The organism is Desulfogranum marinum (assembly GCF_963675105.2).
Lineage (GTDB): Bacteria > Desulfobacterota > Desulfobulbia > Desulfobulbales > Desulfobulbaceae > Desulfogranum > Desulfogranum marinum.
On the sequence record NZ_CAXXRO010000005.1, the window covers coordinates 39,639 to 55,988 of the forward strand.

The 16,350-nt window shown below is 49.1% G+C and carries 13 protein-coding genes and 1 riboswitch; of the genes, 5 read left to right on the forward strand and 8 right to left on the reverse strand.

What is annotated here, in order from left to right; translation table 11 throughout:
• Nucleotides 1-3 precede the first annotated feature (3 nt).
• The 6 genes from ACHZCY_RS20730 to ACHZCY_RS20755 are packed head-to-tail and all read right to left on the reverse strand — an operon-like array spanning nt 4 to nt 5,684.
• Nucleotides 4-633 carry a precorrin-8X methylmutase gene (locus ACHZCY_RS20730; protein ID WP_205223551.1) on the reverse strand — a complete coding sequence of 210 codons (630 nt, stop codon included), beginning with the start codon at nt 631-633 and terminating at the stop codon, nt 4-6.
• Complete coding sequence (locus ACHZCY_RS20735) at nt 627-1,997, reverse strand: cobyrinate a,c-diamide synthase (protein ID WP_319550257.1); 1,371 nt, start codon at nt 1,995-1,997, stop codon at nt 627-629. Before ACHZCY_RS20735 ends, ACHZCY_RS20730 begins: the two co-directional genes overlap by 7 nt.
• Nucleotides 1,994-2,935 (reverse strand): ABC transporter substrate-binding protein, encoded by a 942-nt coding sequence (locus ACHZCY_RS20740; RefSeq protein ID WP_319550258.1) that lies wholly within the window; start codon nt 2,933-2,935, stop codon nt 1,994-1,996. Before ACHZCY_RS20740 ends, ACHZCY_RS20735 begins: the two co-directional genes overlap by 4 nt.
• Nucleotides 2,929-3,759 (reverse strand): ABC transporter ATP-binding protein, encoded by an 831-nt coding sequence (locus ACHZCY_RS20745; RefSeq protein WP_205223554.1) that lies wholly within the window; start codon nt 3,757-3,759, stop codon nt 2,929-2,931. The genes ACHZCY_RS20740 and ACHZCY_RS20745 overlap by 7 nt, the downstream gene beginning before the upstream one ends.
• Nucleotides 3,740-4,780 (reverse strand): FecCD family ABC transporter permease, encoded by a 1,041-nt coding sequence (locus ACHZCY_RS20750; protein WP_205223555.1) that lies wholly within the window; start codon nt 4,778-4,780, stop codon nt 3,740-3,742. Before ACHZCY_RS20750 ends, ACHZCY_RS20745 begins: the two co-directional genes overlap by 20 nt.
• Before the next feature lies 1 nt (nt 4,781).
• On the reverse strand, nt 4,782-5,684 hold the full coding sequence (locus ACHZCY_RS20755) for a sirohydrochlorin cobaltochelatase (RefSeq protein ID WP_205223556.1): 903 nt from the start codon (nt 5,682-5,684) through the stop codon (nt 4,782-4,784).
• A gap of 458 nt (nt 5,685-6,142) precedes the next feature.
• Nucleotides 6,143-6,327: riboswitch (cobalamin riboswitch) on the reverse strand.
• Nucleotides 6,328-6,684: 357 nt separating this feature from the next.
• Between ACHZCY_RS20755 and ACHZCY_RS20760 the strand changes: the two genes are divergently transcribed.
• Genes ACHZCY_RS20760 through ACHZCY_RS20775 form a run of 4 tightly spaced genes read left to right on the forward strand, consistent with a single transcriptional unit; the run spans nt 6,685 to nt 10,479 of the window.
• Nucleotides 6,685-8,199, forward strand: coding sequence for a cobyric acid synthase (locus ACHZCY_RS20760; RefSeq protein ID WP_319550259.1), 1,515 nt, complete (start codon nt 6,685-6,687; stop codon nt 8,197-8,199).
• On the forward strand, nt 8,196-9,272 hold the full coding sequence (locus tag ACHZCY_RS20765; RefSeq protein WP_319550260.1) for a pyridoxal phosphate-dependent aminotransferase: 1,077 nt from the start codon (nt 8,196-8,198) through the stop codon (nt 9,270-9,272). The genes ACHZCY_RS20760 and ACHZCY_RS20765 overlap by 4 nt, the downstream gene beginning before the upstream one ends.
• A 7-nt stretch (nt 9,273-9,279) precedes the next feature.
• On the forward strand, nt 9,280-10,248 hold the full coding sequence (gene cbiB / locus ACHZCY_RS20770) for an adenosylcobinamide-phosphate synthase CbiB (RefSeq protein WP_205223559.1): 969 nt from the start codon (nt 9,280-9,282) through the stop codon (nt 10,246-10,248).
• A 30-nt stretch (nt 10,249-10,278) separates the two neighbouring features.
• Nucleotides 10,279-10,479: a hypothetical protein gene (locus ACHZCY_RS20775; RefSeq protein ID WP_319550261.1), complete on the forward strand. Its 201-nt coding sequence runs from the start codon at nt 10,279-10,281 to the stop codon at nt 10,477-10,479.
• A 55-nt stretch (nt 10,480-10,534) separates the two neighbouring features.
• Here the strand turns inward: ACHZCY_RS20775 and ACHZCY_RS20780 are convergent, their stop codons facing one another.
• Nucleotides 10,535-11,959, reverse strand: a complete 1,425-nt coding sequence (locus ACHZCY_RS20780) for an NAD-dependent succinate-semialdehyde dehydrogenase (protein ID WP_319550262.1) — start codon at nt 11,957-11,959, stop codon at nt 10,535-10,537.
• A gap of 365 nt (nt 11,960-12,324) precedes the next feature.
• On the opposite strand from ACHZCY_RS20780, the gene ACHZCY_RS20785 reads away from it, so the two are divergent.
• Nucleotides 12,325-14,784 carry a cache domain-containing protein gene (locus ACHZCY_RS20785; RefSeq protein WP_319550263.1) on the forward strand — a complete coding sequence of 820 codons (2,460 nt, stop codon included), beginning with the start codon at nt 12,325-12,327 and terminating at the stop codon, nt 14,782-14,784.
• A 32-nt stretch (nt 14,785-14,816) separates the two neighbouring features.
• Here ACHZCY_RS20785 and ACHZCY_RS20790 read toward each other — a convergent pair whose 3' ends face one another.
• Nucleotides 14,817-16,316: a sensor domain-containing diguanylate cyclase gene (locus tag ACHZCY_RS20790; RefSeq protein WP_319550264.1), complete on the reverse strand. Its 1,500-nt coding sequence runs from the start codon at nt 16,314-16,316 to the stop codon at nt 14,817-14,819.
• Nucleotides 16,317-16,350 lie beyond the last annotated feature (34 nt).

Here is a 16,350-nt window from a genome sequence, read left to right on the forward strand (position 1 = left end):
CTCTTAGGAGGCTTTGGCAAGGCGAATAAGGGCATTGACCGAAGCTACCGCCACCGGCGTACCACCCTTCCTGCCCAGGGCAACAATATGGGCATATGGCTTTTGCGCCAACAGCTCCTTGGACTCGGCAGCATTCACGAATCCAACCGGTGCACCAATGATCAAGTCTGGAGTAAAGGTTCCTGCCTCGACGAGCTCCATTGCTTTGAGCAACGCAGTGGGTGCATTGCCTACGGCAACAATACCTATATTTTCTTCTACTGCTCTGACAATGGCTGCATCTGATCTGGTGGTCCCGTTTTCTGCTGCCATCGCTGCTGTTTCGGGTTCATTAATGTGGCAGATAACCTTGCCACCGAAGTGTGCCAGCATTGCTTTGGACACGCCACTTGCAGCCATATTCACATCCACCAGGATATTTTTCCCGGAACGAATGGCCGTAAGCCCTGCTTCAATGGCATTATTATGGAAACGCAGATTGTCGGCAAAACTGAAATCACCGGTTGCGTGGATGGTACGTTGCACAACGGCAAACTCTTCCGCTGTAAACGATGTTGGGCCGAGTTCGCTGCTGATAATGCGAAAGCTTTCGGCTTCAATATCCTGAGGGGCGATCTGAAGAATTTCTACCATGATGTATGTGTGGTCAATAGGTTCCGGCAGGTTTGTACAAAGTGCTCTGCCACTTGAGGGGTTCGCCCCCAGTGCAGATGAACGTAGCCTGCCAAGGTATTTTTATAGGTGTAACCTTCCGCTCTGCCATCATCAAGGATGTAGGCGCCGGCGGTAGTGGTATTGTTGGTGATTGCTGAATAATGAAATTCATGTCCATGAAGAACCGTATCTTGAAGGGCAAGGATAGAGTCCTTCACCAGTCGGGGCTGCCTGTAACCCAAGCGTCTCAATCTTGGTTGCATGATTGTGTCAAACTCAAAAACACCGGCCATTGGAAGAGTGATGCCTTCCTTATCGGTTATGGAGCGGGTCAGATACATAAAACCACCGCACTCAGCATAGACCGGGTAACCACGCGAACAAAATGCTTTCACGGCTGCTCGCATGGTGTGATTGTTGCTCAACTGCTCTGCATAGAGTTCAGGATACCCGCCGCCCAGGTAGAGGCCCTGGAGATTTTCCGGCAAGGTGTTGTCTGTAAGAGGGCTGAACTCGACCAGTTCCGCGCCGGCCTCGGCGAGCATGTCGAGATTGTCTTCATAATAAAAACAAAAGGCGCTGTCACGCGCTATTCCAATTCGGACAGGGGCGGTGGGATTCTGCGGCTTGAAGAGAGCCTGATTTTTGCCAGTTGGCGTTGAATCCTCCTGCTTGGCCAACATGAGGAGGTGATCCAGATCAATATGGGTTTCAATAAGTTCAATCAGCTGCTCCATACCTCCCTGCTGCAGCGGGTTCTCTTCCCCCATGTGCAGTCCGAGATGGCGTGAAGGAATCGATATTTCCTCATTGCGGGGAAGAAAGCCGATAATCGGTACCTGGCAGTATTGCTCTACGGCGTCGCTGATCATTTGGCGGTGTTTATCTGAGCCGACCCGGTTGCAGATAACCCCTGCCAATCGGACATTTTCATCCAGGGTGGCAAACCCTTTGATGATGGCAGCGACCGATTCCGCAGCAGATCGAACATCAACCACCAGGATAACCGGCAAGTTGAGCAGGGCAGCCAGCGCAGCAGCAGAACCATCGCCGCCGTCAAAGAGTCCCATGACACCTTCAACAACCGAGCAGTCTCCGTCAGCAGCGTGGCGGCGGTAGGTGGCTTGGGTAAACTCAGGACCGCACATGCGGGCATCAAGGTTCCTGGAGATCCGCCCTGTGACCATTTGGTGCAGGGTGGGGTCGATAAAGTCAGGTCCGCATTTAAATGGCTGAACCTGCATGCCCCGTTTTCGAAGGGCAGCCATAACCCCTAAGGTGACAGTGGTCTTGCCGCAACCGGAATGCGTCCCGGCAATCAGTACGGCTGGGTGGTCTTTCATGTCGATGCTCCTCGGTCGGTAGCCTCTGGATACAGTATTTCCATTATTATGGCGGCAGCATCCAACAGGCTCATGGTTGGCCGAGAAACCAATTTTTCGTCGATGAGAAAAATTTGGTTTTCGCGAACTGCTTTGATCATGGCAAACCCGGCTTCATTACGAATCTCTTCAATGGTCACTGGATTCATGCGTCCTTGCTGGGCAAGAAAGACATCGATCTGGTCTGCCTTGGCCAAAATTCGTTCTTTGCTGTATGCCGCAATATTGGTGGAGCGGACCTGTGGTGCGTCTGCTGCCATATTGATGCCTCCGGCCGTCTCCAGAACAAACATGGCCATGGATTGGGGGGCAAAGGTTTTCATGCGTTTATGAATGGCTTCGAAATAGACTCGCTTGCGCTGAGTCTCAGGAACCGCTGCAAGCTGCTGCTGAAGATCGTGTCGTCGCTGACTGAACAGGCTGATCAGTCCCATGCTTTCCTGCTCTTTGCCGGTCAGCTTGCCCAGGGTCGTCCAGTAGCTCAATAATTCATCAATCCCGGAAGGCTGCAGGGAAACTACCTGGATGTTGACCTGTTGAAGCCGTTTTATCAACTGCGGATAGCTCCTGCTGATCATTGGGCGGATAAGTACCAGGTCAGGTCGGAGGGCGATAAGACGTTCCGGGTCATCACGGAAATGTACTTTTGCCAGATTCGGCAGCTGATCGTCGCTTCTGCCGGTGGCAATAATAGCGTCTGTTGCTCCCAGGTCCATCAGGTTTCTGGTATGGGCAGGGTAGAGCGATATGATGCGTGTAAATGGTTTTTCAAAGACCAGGGTACGTTTATCGCTGTCTGTGATAACTGTAACTTCGGCCATGGAAGGAGACGTAAAGCTCGAAATGAAAACAAGGGACCAGGCGATTAAAAGAAGAGAAAGACGTTGTCCGGCTAGCATTTTTTTTCCTCCAACGGCAGGCGGAAGCTCACTTGGCGACAGCTGGTGAACTGGTTGTACACAACCTCGGATTCTACTTCGTACACATCGGCAATCACATCGGGTGTCAGAATACTGTCGGTCGTTCCCTGGTATACGATCTTGCCATGTTTAATGAAGATCAGTTCGTCGCAGAAAAAACTGGCCAGGTTGAGATCATGCATAACCGCCACCACATGGATGTCATTATTTTCATAGCGCTGCCTGATGAGGCGGAGAATTTCCAGGCTGTGGTGAATGTCGAGATTGGATGTGGCCTCGTCAAGGAGGAGCACATCCGGATTTTGCGCTAAAGTTCTGGCAAGGGCCACCCGTTGTTTTTCACCGCCTGATAGTTGCGTGATTGGACGATCAGCCATTGCACTGATGCCGGTTTCTTGCAGGGCTTTGTCAATTAAGGCAAGGTCCAGCTCGCTGGGCGTTGCAAAACGGTGCATGTGGGGGTGGAGTCCCATTTCCACCGCTTCACGGACGGTAAAACCAAAACGAACCATAAAATCCTGGGGCACGAGGCCAAGCACTCTTGCCAACTGTTTTTTGGGCCACTGGTTGAGTGGTTTTCCCTGGAAAGTTGCCGTGCCGGCGATGGGCTTTAATACACCCGCCAGGATATCAAGCAAGGTGGTCTTGCCGCTGCCGTTGGGGCCGAGAATACCGTAGCAATGACCCGGGAAAAGTTTGAGGTTGATATCTTGTAGTACTTCTGTCTTGCCGTAGCTGAACCGGATACCGGAAAGTGACCACAGGGGAGAGGATGTGTCTGTTTTAAAATCCCGCGTTACCATCCTGTTGCCTCTTCTTGAAGATGATGCAGAAAAATGGCCCTCCGAGAAGAGCTGTGAGGACACCAATAGGAACCTCTGCCGGCAGCACTGCACGGGTAATGGTATCAGCAACCAGCAGCAGCATTCCACCTGCAAAAAAGGAAAAAGGGATCAACCGTCGGTTATCGGGGCCTGTGAGGTGGCGCAGCAGGTGGGGAACTATAAGGCCTATAAAGCCAATGATGCCGGCAACCGCAACCGAAAGCGCCGTCATGAGCGTACAGCAGACTAAAAGGAAAATTCTGAGGCGGACAGTATTCACACCCAACGAAACAGAGGTTCTGTCGCCGGTTGCCATGATATTAAGGTCTCTGCCGTAAAAAAAAGCCAGGCCTGTGCCGATCAAGGCAAAGGGGAGAAGGAGAAGAATGTTGTACCAGGATACACCGGAAAGGCTGCCCATGAGCCAGAAGATGATGATGCCCACCTGTTCATCAGCCAAAAATTTAAGAAAGCCGATGGCAGCAGAAAGTATAGCCGCGACTATAACTCCGGCGAGAATGAGATTGGTTGATGACAGGCGACGGTCTCCGGAGGCCAGAAAGAGAACCAACAGCAGGGTGCCAATGCCGCCGGCAAAGGCAAAAATAGGAACCGATACAGCGGGAGGCAGAGCTAGACCGAAAATTTGCAGCACGATGACTAGGGAGGCTCCGAAAGCAGCACCTGTGGAGATGCCGAGGGTGTAGGAATCAGCCAGTGGGTTGAGAAGGATGGCTTGGAAAACCGTCCCGCTGACCCCCAGCATGCCGCCCACCAGCACTGCCGCAACAATGCGTGGCATCCGGACATCGGTGACCACCGTCACTGCCACCGGATCAATGTCCGGCAGCGGTTGCTGTAACAGTTTTGCACTTATGATTCGGACCACATCCATCACCGAAACCGATAAAAATCCCATGGTGGCGGAAACGGCAATTAAAAGAAAAAGTGCCGTGGTCAGAAAAAGAATGGGATATAATTCTTTGGTAACGATATTCATTTTACTGCAACTCGATACCGGCATTTTCTGCTGCCTGGGCAGCGTGTTGAACAAATAATCGGGCGACCGGTGTTTGTTCTCCTAACCCTTTGATCATGGGGATAACCTGGTGTCCTGCTGTGGCCAGCCGTGATTGCCACGAAGCAGGTTGTTGGCTGACCATATCCTTAAGAGCATGGCTGCCTGCAACAATCAGCAGCGGCTTGAGCAATACCTTTTGTGCACCTTGTGTTGCAAGCCCGGCAAGGACCTCATCCAGAGACGGATACCCTTCGACGGTGCCTATATGTATTGGTATTTGCGGATACATGGTCCGCATTCTCGATTCGAGTTCAAGATAGAGACCGCCGGATGGAAAAAAAGGGTTGCCGTGTCCCATATAGACCAGAGCAGCGCCGTGTTTTGCTGCTTGTTTGACATCCTCTTCCAGGGCTTTGGCAAGCTCCAGAATATCATTGCCGTAGGGGTGCGTCGGGCTATAGGTGCCAAGAATCGGTCGCCCGATAACAAGTTTTTCAAACGGCTGCCATCGGGGTTTCATGGTCCGAATTCCTGCCAGTGACTTGACATAGCTCGCCAGGTCATGGAATTCCTCGGCAGGTGCCATTTGGATCGCCTGGACTACTATGGATCTGTATCCCTGATCCTGGAGATTGGCAATGGCAGCCAGCTGGCCCTGCACGGTGAAAATTTCTTCGGGAATAAACGTATTTTTTAGTCTGTACTCGGTATCATGAGCACGTTTCCGCCAGACATTGCGAATGATGTTAGACGTAAAGGCCAGGCGAACCTGTGTGAGGGGGTAGGCTTGCCGGAAACATTCGTGAACTTTCAGCAGGCCGGGCAGGGCCGACTCCTCGGTTGTACCGAACATGGCAAGTACTATTGCATTTTTTGGGGCCATACTATTTTGCCTTTGTAACCTCTGCGCTTATGGGAAAAGGTATAGGGAGTCAGACGAGCACAAGGTCCTAGCCCGAATTTCTCATGACCTTTTTGATTTCAAACTCAATTAATTGATATTATTGCTTAAAGGCTAATTGTACAATTAACAGTCTGTTTTTCGTTTTAAATCAAAAAGTTCTCCCTTCGGGTCAATAGATTTTTCCGCAGGATCTACGTTACAAACCACTTGCGGTAGTTTACTATCGGAGTCTTCGCTTACCCGGAGTCTTCGCTTACCCGGAGTCTTCGCTTACCTACTGCGTGGTTTGTGCCTTGCCCTGCGAAAAACTTTATTGATGAGAAATCCGGGCTGGTCTTCACTGTCAATTTGTCAAAAAAAAAACCTGAATCAACTAGAGTGTTGATTCAGGTTATCCCTTTAATCCCTGAGTCGGAGGACCAACTTTTTGCCGGAAGTATGGTCATTTTTTGCAGGCAGGTTTTCTGACTCCCGGATCATTCTCCTCTCACACCTTCCCATTTGCTAAACAAACAGTGGTTTTTTGTGAGATTTGTTCCCGGTTACAGCGGCGGGCCCGTTCCGGATTGTAACCGGATTCCCTTTTTCTATTTCAGTAGAAACCTACAAAATTTTTGAGCTAACTTACCTGCAGGTCTCTGGATAGTCAAGCAGGTAATACCCGCTAGTCTAGTGAAATCCCTCTTTCGAGTGAGTCTATGGTTCCTCTCTTGAACGTGTTTTTTCAAAAAGATATAGAGAGCTGATCAATGGGCTCCTGTCCCAGGCTACCCTGCAGAATTGTTTTTTTTCGCATGTCTCACGCTTGAAAGAAAAAACTCATTTTTCAGGCTGACCTGCAGAGTTGAATGGAAAGGGGTGGCTCATGTGGTTGATTCGTATTATGTTGTCAGCTTTGTGTCCACTCTGCCGGCGAGTGGTGTTGTGCTGCATATACATTGTTCTGGATAAACAATTACATGAAATATAGTGGGGAAACATGGCTAACAAAGCGGTGTGCATAGCTGTATTGGGAACGGGATCCGACGTGGGCAAATCCATTGTTACCTCCGCCCTTTGCCGTATTTTGGTGAACAAGGGGTATCGAGTAGCACCCTTTAAGGCGCAAAATATGTCTAATAATTCAGGGGTTACTGCTGACGGGCTGGAAATGGGTCGGGCTCAGATTGTACAGGCAGAGGCAGCCAGGATAGCGCCACATGTGGATATGAACCCGGTGCTGCTAAAACCCACCAGCGATGTCGGCTCCCAGGTTGTGCTTAACGGTAAGGCTTGGATGGAGGCTTCTTCGGTCTCTTATTATGAAAAAAAAGACTATCTGTTTGCTGAGAGCTGTGCCGCCCTTGATCGTTTGCGCGACCAATACGATGTGATTGTTATGGAAGGTGCCGGATCGTGCGCAGAAGTTAACCTCATGGCCAATGATATCGTTAATTTACGTTGCGCAGCTTATGCAGACGCCCCGGTTATCCTTGTTGCTGATATTGATAGAGGTGGGGTGTTTGCCCAGATTGTCGGTACTCTAGCCTGCCTGGATGCAGCCCAGCAGGAACAGATAAAAGGATTTGTGGTCAACCGTTTTCGCGGCGATATCAAGTTGTTTCAAGACGGTATTGACTGGATAGAACAAAAAACCGGCAAACGTGTCTATGGGGTACTGCCCTGGTACAAACATTTTCATATTGAGGCAGAAGATGCGGTGGTTATTGAGAATGCGCCTTCGTATGTCCCTGCAGCCGCTGGAGACACTGCCGTTGCTGTCATCAAGTTGCCTCATATCTCCAATTTTAACGATTTTGATCCACTGATGCATATACCGGGGCTTCATTTAGCGTACTTGCAGCAGCCACAGGATTTGTCTGCCTTTAAGGCTGTGATTTTGCCTGGATCAAAAAGTACTTGTAGCGATCTTGACTGGCTGCGGGCCAGTGGCTGGCTGGATCATATCACAGTGTTTGCCGAAAACGGTGGTCATGTGTTGGGAGTGTGCGGTGGCTATCAGATGCTGGGAACCTGGGTACATGATCCAGACGGTATCGAAGGAAGGCCCGGGTCCACCGAGGGAATAGGTTTGCTCCCGGTGGAAACGACCTTAAAGGCCCCTAAAACAACCACTCTTACCGATTTTTCCTGGGCTGGGCAGCAAGGATGCGGCTACGAGATTCACATGGGACAGACCCATCTCGCCGGTGGGCAACCACTGGTGGATGTGCTGTCCAGAAATCAGGAGCAGTGTCAGGATAGAGATGGCTGTGTCAATGATAATGGAAATGTCATTGGTACCTATGTACATGGCTTTTTTGATAGCCCTTCGGTCACCCGTCATTGGTTGCGCTTGATCGGTCTTGACTGGCTGCAGCCTGAGGAGCAGTTGCACGGTCCTGCAGGCCGCGACAAAGCATATGACCAGCTTGCCGAACATGCAGCGCAACATCTCGACATTGAGGCCATTCTTGAATTGATTGACACAACCACGAGTGGAGAACAAGCATGATCCAGGGACATGGCGGAAATGTTGCCTCAGTGGCAGCCCGATTAGGGTGCAAGCCTGATGAAATTGTTGACATGAGCAGTAATATCAATCCGCTGGGGGTTGTGCCTGGTTTGCTTGAGCATTTGCACCAGCGACTGGACACCGTCATGTCACTGCCTGAGGTTGATGCCGGAGCAGCGGTTGCCGGTATTGCCGATATTCTGGGGATTGATGCAGGACGGGTACTGATGGGAACAGGCTCAACTCAATTTATCTATACTGCTAGCCCTGCCCTTGGCGCAAAAAAGGTGTTAATCGTTGGGCCGACCTATGCTGATTACACCTCCAGTTGCCGGATGCATGGTATAGTCCCTGACTATTTTTTGGCACAACCAGGGGGAGATTTTCAGGTAAACTGTGAACAACTGGCTGAAAAGGCTAGCGAGTTTGATACCGTTTTCATCTGCAACCCTAATAACCCTACAGGGGCCTTGATTCCCCATCAGGAGTTGCTTGCACTCTGTAAACGTCTCCCGCAGACGAAGTTTATCATTGATGAGTCATATCTGCCGTTTGCACCACAGCAGGTTGACCAGAGTATGACCAGCTGTGCATGTGAGAATGTGATTGTTCTTTGGTCACTTTCCAAGATTTATGGTATTCCCGGATTGCGGGCTGGTTTTCTGATTGGCAGTGCAGGTGTAGTCGAGCAGTTCAGGCGCTATATGCAGCCTTGGTGCGCAAACAGTCTGGCCCAGGAGGCAATTGGTTACCTGGCAGCAAATAAGCAGATACTTGAAGATTTTGTCAGCAAGACCAAAATGTATTTGGCCGAAGAAATGGCGACCTTTCGCAGCCAACTGGCAGGGTGTGGTGCCACGCTCTATCCCAGTGTAACCCCATATCAGTTGATCGGGTTACCTCGTGGCCATACGGCTGAGGAGGTTTGCGAACGGTTGGTAGATGATCGGCTTTTGATCAGGAATTGCAGTAATTTTCATGGGCTTGATAGTGGATATGTTCGGATATCCTTGAAAAAAGCAGAGATCAACCGAATGGCAGCTCGGCTTTTTGTTGCTGCTATCGGGAGGTGAGGCTGCTATGTCTTTTTTGTGGTTACACCTGCTGGTACTGCCGACAGCCTTTGCTCTGGACAGGTTAATAGGTGACCCTCCCTCCCTGCCACATCCTATCCGGTGGATGGGCAACGCCATCACCAGCTGTGAACCTTTTTTTCGAAACCTTTTTAAAAATGAAAAAATAGCAGGAACCTTATTCGCTTTGATTCTGATCAGCGGTTGCTGGTTGCTTTGTTTTCTTCTGCTCATGGCCATGCAGTGGATCCATCCTGCTGTTGGGTTTGTCACTGAAGTAGTTATGGTTTTTTATTGTTTTTCGTCCAAGTCACTTGCCCAGGCTGGGTTGGACATACACAAGTTGTTGGCGAGTGGTCAGGTTGACCAGGCTCGCAACGCAGTGGCAATGATTGTTGGCAGGGATGTCCAGTCGTACCAGGCAGACGATATTGCCAGGGCAACTGTGGAAACAGTGGCCGAGAATTTTGTTGATGGTTTCCTGTCTCCCCTCTTGTTTGCGGTTATTGGAGGCGGTCCCCTGGCCCTTACTTATAAGATGGTCAATACCCTGGATTCCATGGTTGGTTATAAGAATGAACGGTATCTTTATTTTGGCAGGGCTGCTGCCAGGATAGATGATGTCGCCAATTTTATTCCAGCCCGACTTTCCATCTATGTTATTGGGCTTGCCGCACAATTTTCTGTATTGAAAAGTGGCTGTCGTGCACTTGCTGTAGCACGAAAAGAAGGGCGAAATCACAGCAGTCCTAATGCAGGCCACCCAGAGGCCGCTTTTGCCGGAGCTATGGGCATCAGACTGAATGGACCTAATTATTACGGTGGCCGGCTTGTTGAAAAGCCATTTATTGGTATGCGCTTTGATCCCCCTGGTGTGGAGCATATTAAGATAGCCTGCCGGCTCATGTTACGGTCCTCGGAGATAGGATGTCTGCTTGCATGGGGATTGGGCGTGCTTTTGCAAAGTGTTTTGTAACGATGAAAAACGATATTGAGGAAAACACGGATGAAAAAAATACCCTGTGAGCTGACCCTGGGAAATGGTGGTGACGTCGTGGCAATGGTGCCACTTGAAGATGACGGAACGCTGAGAATCCCTGCTTATTCTCTTTATGGAACCTTTAAAGAAGGGGTTATCGGCTGCCGGGTCATGAGCCCGGAAGATAAAAAGCAGGTGGTACGAGAGGTATGGGAGAAAACCGACTAGGTTAACTCCTCCCACACCCACACCTATCAGGTGACATTTCTTTTAAAGTACCTGATCAGGAGAGCGCAATACCCGCAAGTTTTGTATCAAGGTATTCCTCAAGCCCTGCTCTGGCGCCTTCCCTCCCCAATCCGCTTTGTTTGATACCGCCAAAGGGCGCTGCCGCACTGGTAGGGTTTATATCATTAATGCCGACCATACCGAATTTGAGTTGTTCAAAGGTGCGTATTGCCCGGTTAATATCGTTGGTGTAGATATATGCTGCCAACCCGTAATCAGTGTCGTTAGCCATGCCGATAATGTCATCGTTATCGTCAAAAGGTATCACCGCTGCTACCGGGCCGAAGGTCTCTTCACGGTAAATCAGCATCTCCGGCGTTACTTCACTGAGCAGGGTGGGGGCATAGAAAAATCCATTCTCCAGTCCTTGTTTCAATATTCTTCTGCCTCCAACAAGGAGTTCGGCACCCTTTGCGCGTGCATCTTCTACTTGGTTGGCCACTTTGTCCAGTGCCGTTTGGTTGACCAGGGGGCCGATGGTAATGCCTTTTTTCAACCCATTTCCAGCTTGCATAGCTGTGATACGTTCACTTAGGGTCTCAAGAAAGGGAGTGAGGATACGCCGGTGGACATAAATGCGGTTTGGACAAATACATGCCTGGCCGGTATTGAGAAACTTGACCAGGGCAGCACCTTTGGCAGCATGAACAGGGTTGGCATCAGCAAAGACTATAAAGGGCGCATGCCCACCCAGTTCCATGGAAACACGCTTGAGTTGTGGCGCAGCCTCTGTGGCAAGTAGTCTGCCTACCCTGGTGGAGCCGGTAAAGGTGATTTTGCGTATAGATTGGTTGGTGCACAGCTCATGCCCCACAGGGACGGGATCAGCTGCGGTTACCAGATTCACTACTCCTGTGGGAATGCCTGCTTTTTCAAAAATTTTAAACAAGGCTATGGCGCATAACGGTGTTGCCTCTGCCGGTTTAAGTATCACCGTACATCCTGCAGCAAGAGCCGGGGCAATTTTACGGGTAATCATGGAAACAGGGTAATTCCACGGCGTGATGGCACCAACAATACCCACCGGTTGCCTCTGAACCAGAAAACGCTGGTTACTGCGCGATGAGGGGATGGTCTCGCCGTAAATCCGTTTTGCTTCTTCTGCAAACCAGAGGAGGAAATCGGCTCCATATTGCACCTCAGTGGTGGCTGCTTTGAGAGGTTTTCCTTGCTCCATGGTCATCATTTCGGCAAGCGCTTGTTTTTCCTGGAGCATTATTTGATGAGCACGGTACAGGTATGCTGAGCGTTCGTAGGCGGTTGTTGCTGACCAGGAAGAATACGCATTTTCGGCGGCTGCTATGGCCAAACGGGTCTCTTCAATCCCACCATCGGCCACCCTGGCAATGGTATTCCCGGTAGCTGGATTGATAACCGCAAAGGTTGCCTTTGTTTGTATCCATTGTCCGTTGATAAACATGTACGTCTCCTTGAGAGTCGAATTCCTTGGTATGAGACTCGATTGTTACACAGGCAGCCGAAACGTTCAGCCGGAATTTTTCATGAGCATTTAACCCGGCACCGTCTGAACTGATGAGAAATTCGGGTTAGGCTGCAAATATATGTTTTTTATGCAGAGGGCTTTGTACAAAGGGCCTGATGACTGGCTTGTTGACAACAATTTTATACCTATCATATAGTGTAACGGTCAAGGGTGGAAATCGCATAGCCCTTTTTTAGTTAGTGTTTGTGCTAGGCCGGACAGGTGAGCTACACACTCATATCTTTTTGTGTGCATTATATGGGCTGTATTATCAGTCCTTTCTTAAAGAATCGGGGATATTTATGCAGTGGCTGCGACGCTTGAGCTTTCAGGGAACAATAACTGCCAGCATAATCTTGATCATAATGCTTGTTTATTTTTCTGTCGGCGCGCTCTGGGTTGCCGATCAATTTATAAAGTTTGATGCCGAAGCCAAAGCCCGGAAAGAGGCGTATGTCCAAGAACACAAAGCTGTTGCCCGTATGGAAGTCGACAGGATCGTTGATTTTATCAACTACCAGCGAAGGCAAACCGAAAGGGAGTTGAAAGTCACTCTGCGAGCCAGGGTTGAGGAGGCTATCAATATTGCGCAGACTCTGTATGCCGGCTTTGCAGGCTCAAAAAGTGAGCAGGAGGTAAAGCTGCTTATTACCGAGGCACTGCGCAATGTTCGCTTTGATGGTGGAGCCGGTTATTTTTTTATTTATGACCTGGACGGCAATAACATACTGCTCCCCTTTTCACCTGAGCTGGAAGGGACCAACATGATTGATTTAAAGGACAGCAAAGGGGGGTATACGGTCAGGCGAGGAATTGAGTTGATCAAAACCAAAGGGGAGGGATTTTTAAATTGGTATTGGTATGAACCCGATAAGTCGGCAAAGATGAAGGAAAAGCTAGGCTTCATCAAATCTTTTGAGCCTCTTGGATGGTACATTGGGACAGGCACTTATCTTGAAAATTATACGCAAATAATTCAGCAGAGAACACTGGGCTGGATAAATCAGGTTCGATATGGCGAGGAAGGGTATATTTTTGTCTATGATTACGAGGGAACGACCCTGGCCCACTATAAACCTGAAAATATCGGAGTGAATCGCTGGACATTTATGGATTCTAACGGAACGGCGGTGCTGCAGGAATTTATCCGTATGGCCCGTAACGAGGGAAGTGGGTTTCTGGAATATGTGGGGACTATCAGACCGAGTACCGGATTGCCTGCTCCAAAGGTAGGGTATTCGCGAGGTGTGGATGGCTGGCAGTGGATGGTTGGGTCCGGGCTGTATGTGGATGCAATTAACCAAACCCTCGCTTTAAAACGAAGGGCGCTGATAGAAAAGATACAAAATCATGCTGTTATTTTCTTGTTTATATTACTTGTCAGCATGGTGCCGATTATTTTGTTATCTCGTTATTTGACCCGAGGTATTGGTAATAATATTGTCCTGTTTACCGATTTTTTAGAACAATCATTACAAGATGTAAGGAAAATAGAGGCCCAAGATGTTCATTTCAAAGAGTTTCAAGGGCTCGTCCGAGCAGCTAACAGGATGGTGGACAGGCAGGAAAAAGCTGCAGAAGATTTGAAAAATGTGCAGGAGCAGCTTGTAAAAAGTCAAAAAATGGAGGCTCTGGGGCTCCTCGCAAGCGGTGTTGCCCATGATCTTAATAACATTCTTTCATCAATGATCGGCTATCCTGACCTTATTATGAACAGTCTGCCGCCTGATAGTCCGCAAAGTAAGCCTATTACTATAATTAAGGAGGCCGGCCTGCAAGCTGCCAATGTAGTTGAAGATTTACTGACCCTTGCCCGGAGGGGAGTTGAGCAGCGGATGGTGCTTAATTTAAATAACCTGATAGAAAAGTACCTTGGGTCCTCCGAGTATACAAAAATGTTGGAGCAGCATCCTGAAGTAGTGGTGGATGTAGAGCTGGAATCTGAGTTGATGAAAATGAAGGGAGCGCCATTACATCTGGAAAAAACGATCCTCAATCTTGTTAATAATGCCATCGAGGTTCAGCCCCAAGGAGGGCATGTTCTCATTACCACTGAAAATAAATATGTTGACCATTTTCTTGATGGCTTCCAGCAGGTTAAGGAAGGGGAATATGTGGTGCTGAGGGTCGTCGATCAGGGCGATGGGATAGCCCAGGAGGATATCGGGCATGTTTTTGAACCTTTTTTTTCAAAAAAACGGTTGGGAAAGAGTGGGACCGGGCTCGGGCTCGCCGTTGTGTGGGCAACTCTTCAGGATCACGAGGGGTTTGTTAATGTTACCAGCGAGGAGAGAAAAGGGACTACTTTTGAACTCTTTTTTCGAGCAACCCGTGAAGATATTGCACAGGAAGTGCGATTGCAGAACCAAAATGATGTTCGCGGTCACGGGGAACGGCTTCTGGTCGTTGATGATGTAGTGGAGCAGCGTGACCTGGCGGTGGCTATTCTTACCCAACTCGGGTATCAGGCCGATGCGGTTAGCAGCGGCGAAGAGGCATTGGCCTATCTTCAGCGGCAGAGAGTTGACCTGGTGGTATTGGATATGATTTTGGCTGATCCCTATATGGACGGACTGGAGACCTACAAAAGAATTGTGCAGCTCTACCCGGGGCAAAAGGCGATTATAGCCAGCGGATATGCTGAAACCGCAAGGGTGAAAGCGGCCATGATGCTTGGCGTGGGGCAGTATCTGAAAAAGCCATATACCGTTGAAAAAATAGGTTTGACAATCAAGCGGGTTTTAGCCGAGCCGAGGCGGTGACAACTGGTGGGTCATAGGGCCTGCCATTTTATTTAAATTTCGACTCTGTTTCTACCATTTCTTTTGGCAGTATACAGAGCTTGATCAGCGTTGCTGATGAGTGCTGGTCTAGCGTCTTTAACTCCCTCTATATCATCGGTGCTGCTAACACCGACACTGACTGTAATTTTAAGTTGCTGGCTGTTGATGGTGAGCTCCAGTTGTTCTATGCCACGGCGGATACGCTGGGCAAGAACCTTGGCACCGCTTTTCTTTATCTCGGGGAGTATAATGGCAAATTCTTCTCCGCCATATCTGGCAACTATGTCGCAGTGGCGAACCAATTTAGCCATTTTCAGACTGACCTGGCGGAGTACATGGTCGCCGGCAGGATGGCCGTAGGTGTCATTCACTCGTTTGAAAAAATCGACATCCAGTAGTAAAAGAGAGACAGAATGTTTGTATCGGATTGACCTCTGAATTTCTGCTTCAAGGATTTCCTGAAAATATCTGTGATTGTAGAGTCCGGTTAGATCATCACGAAAGGCGAGTTTTCGCAATTTGTCATTGGCTTCTTTCAGATTGAGAGCCAGTTGTTCTGCAGTCTGCTTGGCCTGTTTCAGCTCCAGTACAACTTGTTCATAAGAGAAATTAAGTCGTCGTAGCTCATCGTTGGCTTCCTGCATCAGCTGAGAAAAGGGTTTCATCTCTCCTGGATCCACGGCAAATAGACCCATTACTTCTCTTGCTTTTTCACCAATGGAATCAATCAACTCATCTATCTGTTCATGCTCCACCCCAAAATTTTTTGCCAGCGAGTTATGGACTTCTGCAAATTTTTTGTTTGATTGTGAACTATGGTATATTGAAGAGATCTTGTCGGATATGTTGAGTAGCTGGGCAGGCCCATGTTGGTTGTCAAAGGTTTCGCTGGTGTGATGGTACCTAATAGGATTGTAAATTGTTTCCGGCAGGTTCCAGGATTTGAGCAGGTGGGACCCAAGTTCTGTATGGTCAAATCCGAATTGATCTTTTTCTGCCTCGTAAAAGCGTTTCCCGGTGATGCGGTTTTTATCAAGCATTTCTGTGAAGGCGGGTGCATCTACCAGAAAGAAGATTAGTATACCTATATCCTGGAGTAGAGCCGTGATGAATATATCTTCGTCGGCAATGCCTGTTTTTTTTGCCAGTGTTTTTGCAGAAACCGCTGTCGAAATGGATCTTTTCCAGAAAAGGTCGAGATCAAATCCCCCCTGTGGGATGTCTTTAAAGCTGTCGACAATGACAAACGAAAGGGCAATGTTTTTGAGCGTTTGGGTGCCTAGCAGTCCTGTGGCCTGGGACAGGGAGGTGACTTGCTTGGGCAAGCTGTAAAGCGAAGAGTTGGCAATTTTCAGGACTTGAGCCGTGAGTACCGGATCGGCCATGACGATATCTGCCAGTTCTTCAAAATTTATCTCATCACTGCGAACCGCCTCAAGAATTTTCAGTGCAATTGCAGGGGGTGTAGGTAATCGGGTCGTCTGGTTTATAAACTCTTGCAAATCCGTCATCTAGTAGTCTTTCCTTAGGAAAAAAGTCGTGTTG

Bases quoted from the DNA above. Each gene is read 5' to 3' on its own strand.
- ACHZCY_RS20730 (WP_205223551.1), bottom strand. From the start codon at position 633: ATGGTAGAAATTCTTCAGATCGCCCCTCAGGATATTGAAGCCGAAAGC.
- ACHZCY_RS20735 (WP_319550257.1), bottom strand. From the start codon at position 1,997: ATGAAAGACCACCCAGCCGTACTGATTGCCGGGACGCATTCCGGTTGC.
- ACHZCY_RS20740 (WP_319550258.1), bottom strand. From the start codon at position 2,935: ATGCTAGCCGGACAACGTCTTTCTCTTCTTTTAATCGCCTGGTCCCTT.
- ACHZCY_RS20745 (WP_205223554.1), bottom strand. From the start codon at position 3,759: ATGGTAACGCGGGATTTTAAAACAGACACATCCTCTCCCCTGTGGTCA.
- ACHZCY_RS20750 (WP_205223555.1), bottom strand. From the start codon at position 4,780: ATGAATATCGTTACCAAAGAATTATATCCCATTCTTTTTCTGACCACG.
- ACHZCY_RS20755 (WP_205223556.1), bottom strand. From the start codon at position 5,684: ATGGCCCCAAAAAATGCAATAGTACTTGCCATGTTCGGTACAACCGAG.
- ACHZCY_RS20760 (WP_319550259.1), top strand. From the start codon at position 6,685: ATGGCTAACAAAGCGGTGTGCATAGCTGTATTGGGAACGGGATCCGAC.
- ACHZCY_RS20765 (WP_319550260.1), top strand. From the start codon at position 8,196: ATGATCCAGGGACATGGCGGAAATGTTGCCTCAGTGGCAGCCCGATTA.
- cbiB (WP_205223559.1), top strand. From the start codon at position 9,280: ATGTCTTTTTTGTGGTTACACCTGCTGGTACTGCCGACAGCCTTTGCT.
- ACHZCY_RS20775 (WP_319550261.1), top strand. From the start codon at position 10,279: ATGAAAAAAATACCCTGTGAGCTGACCCTGGGAAATGGTGGTGACGTC.
- ACHZCY_RS20780 (WP_319550262.1), bottom strand. From the start codon at position 11,959: ATGTTTATCAACGGACAATGGATACAAACAAAGGCAACCTTTGCGGTT.
- ACHZCY_RS20785 (WP_319550263.1), top strand. From the start codon at position 12,325: ATGCAGTGGCTGCGACGCTTGAGCTTTCAGGGAACAATAACTGCCAGC.
- ACHZCY_RS20790 (WP_319550264.1), bottom strand. From the start codon at position 16,316: ATGACGGATTTGCAAGAGTTTATAAACCAGACGACCCGATTACCTACA.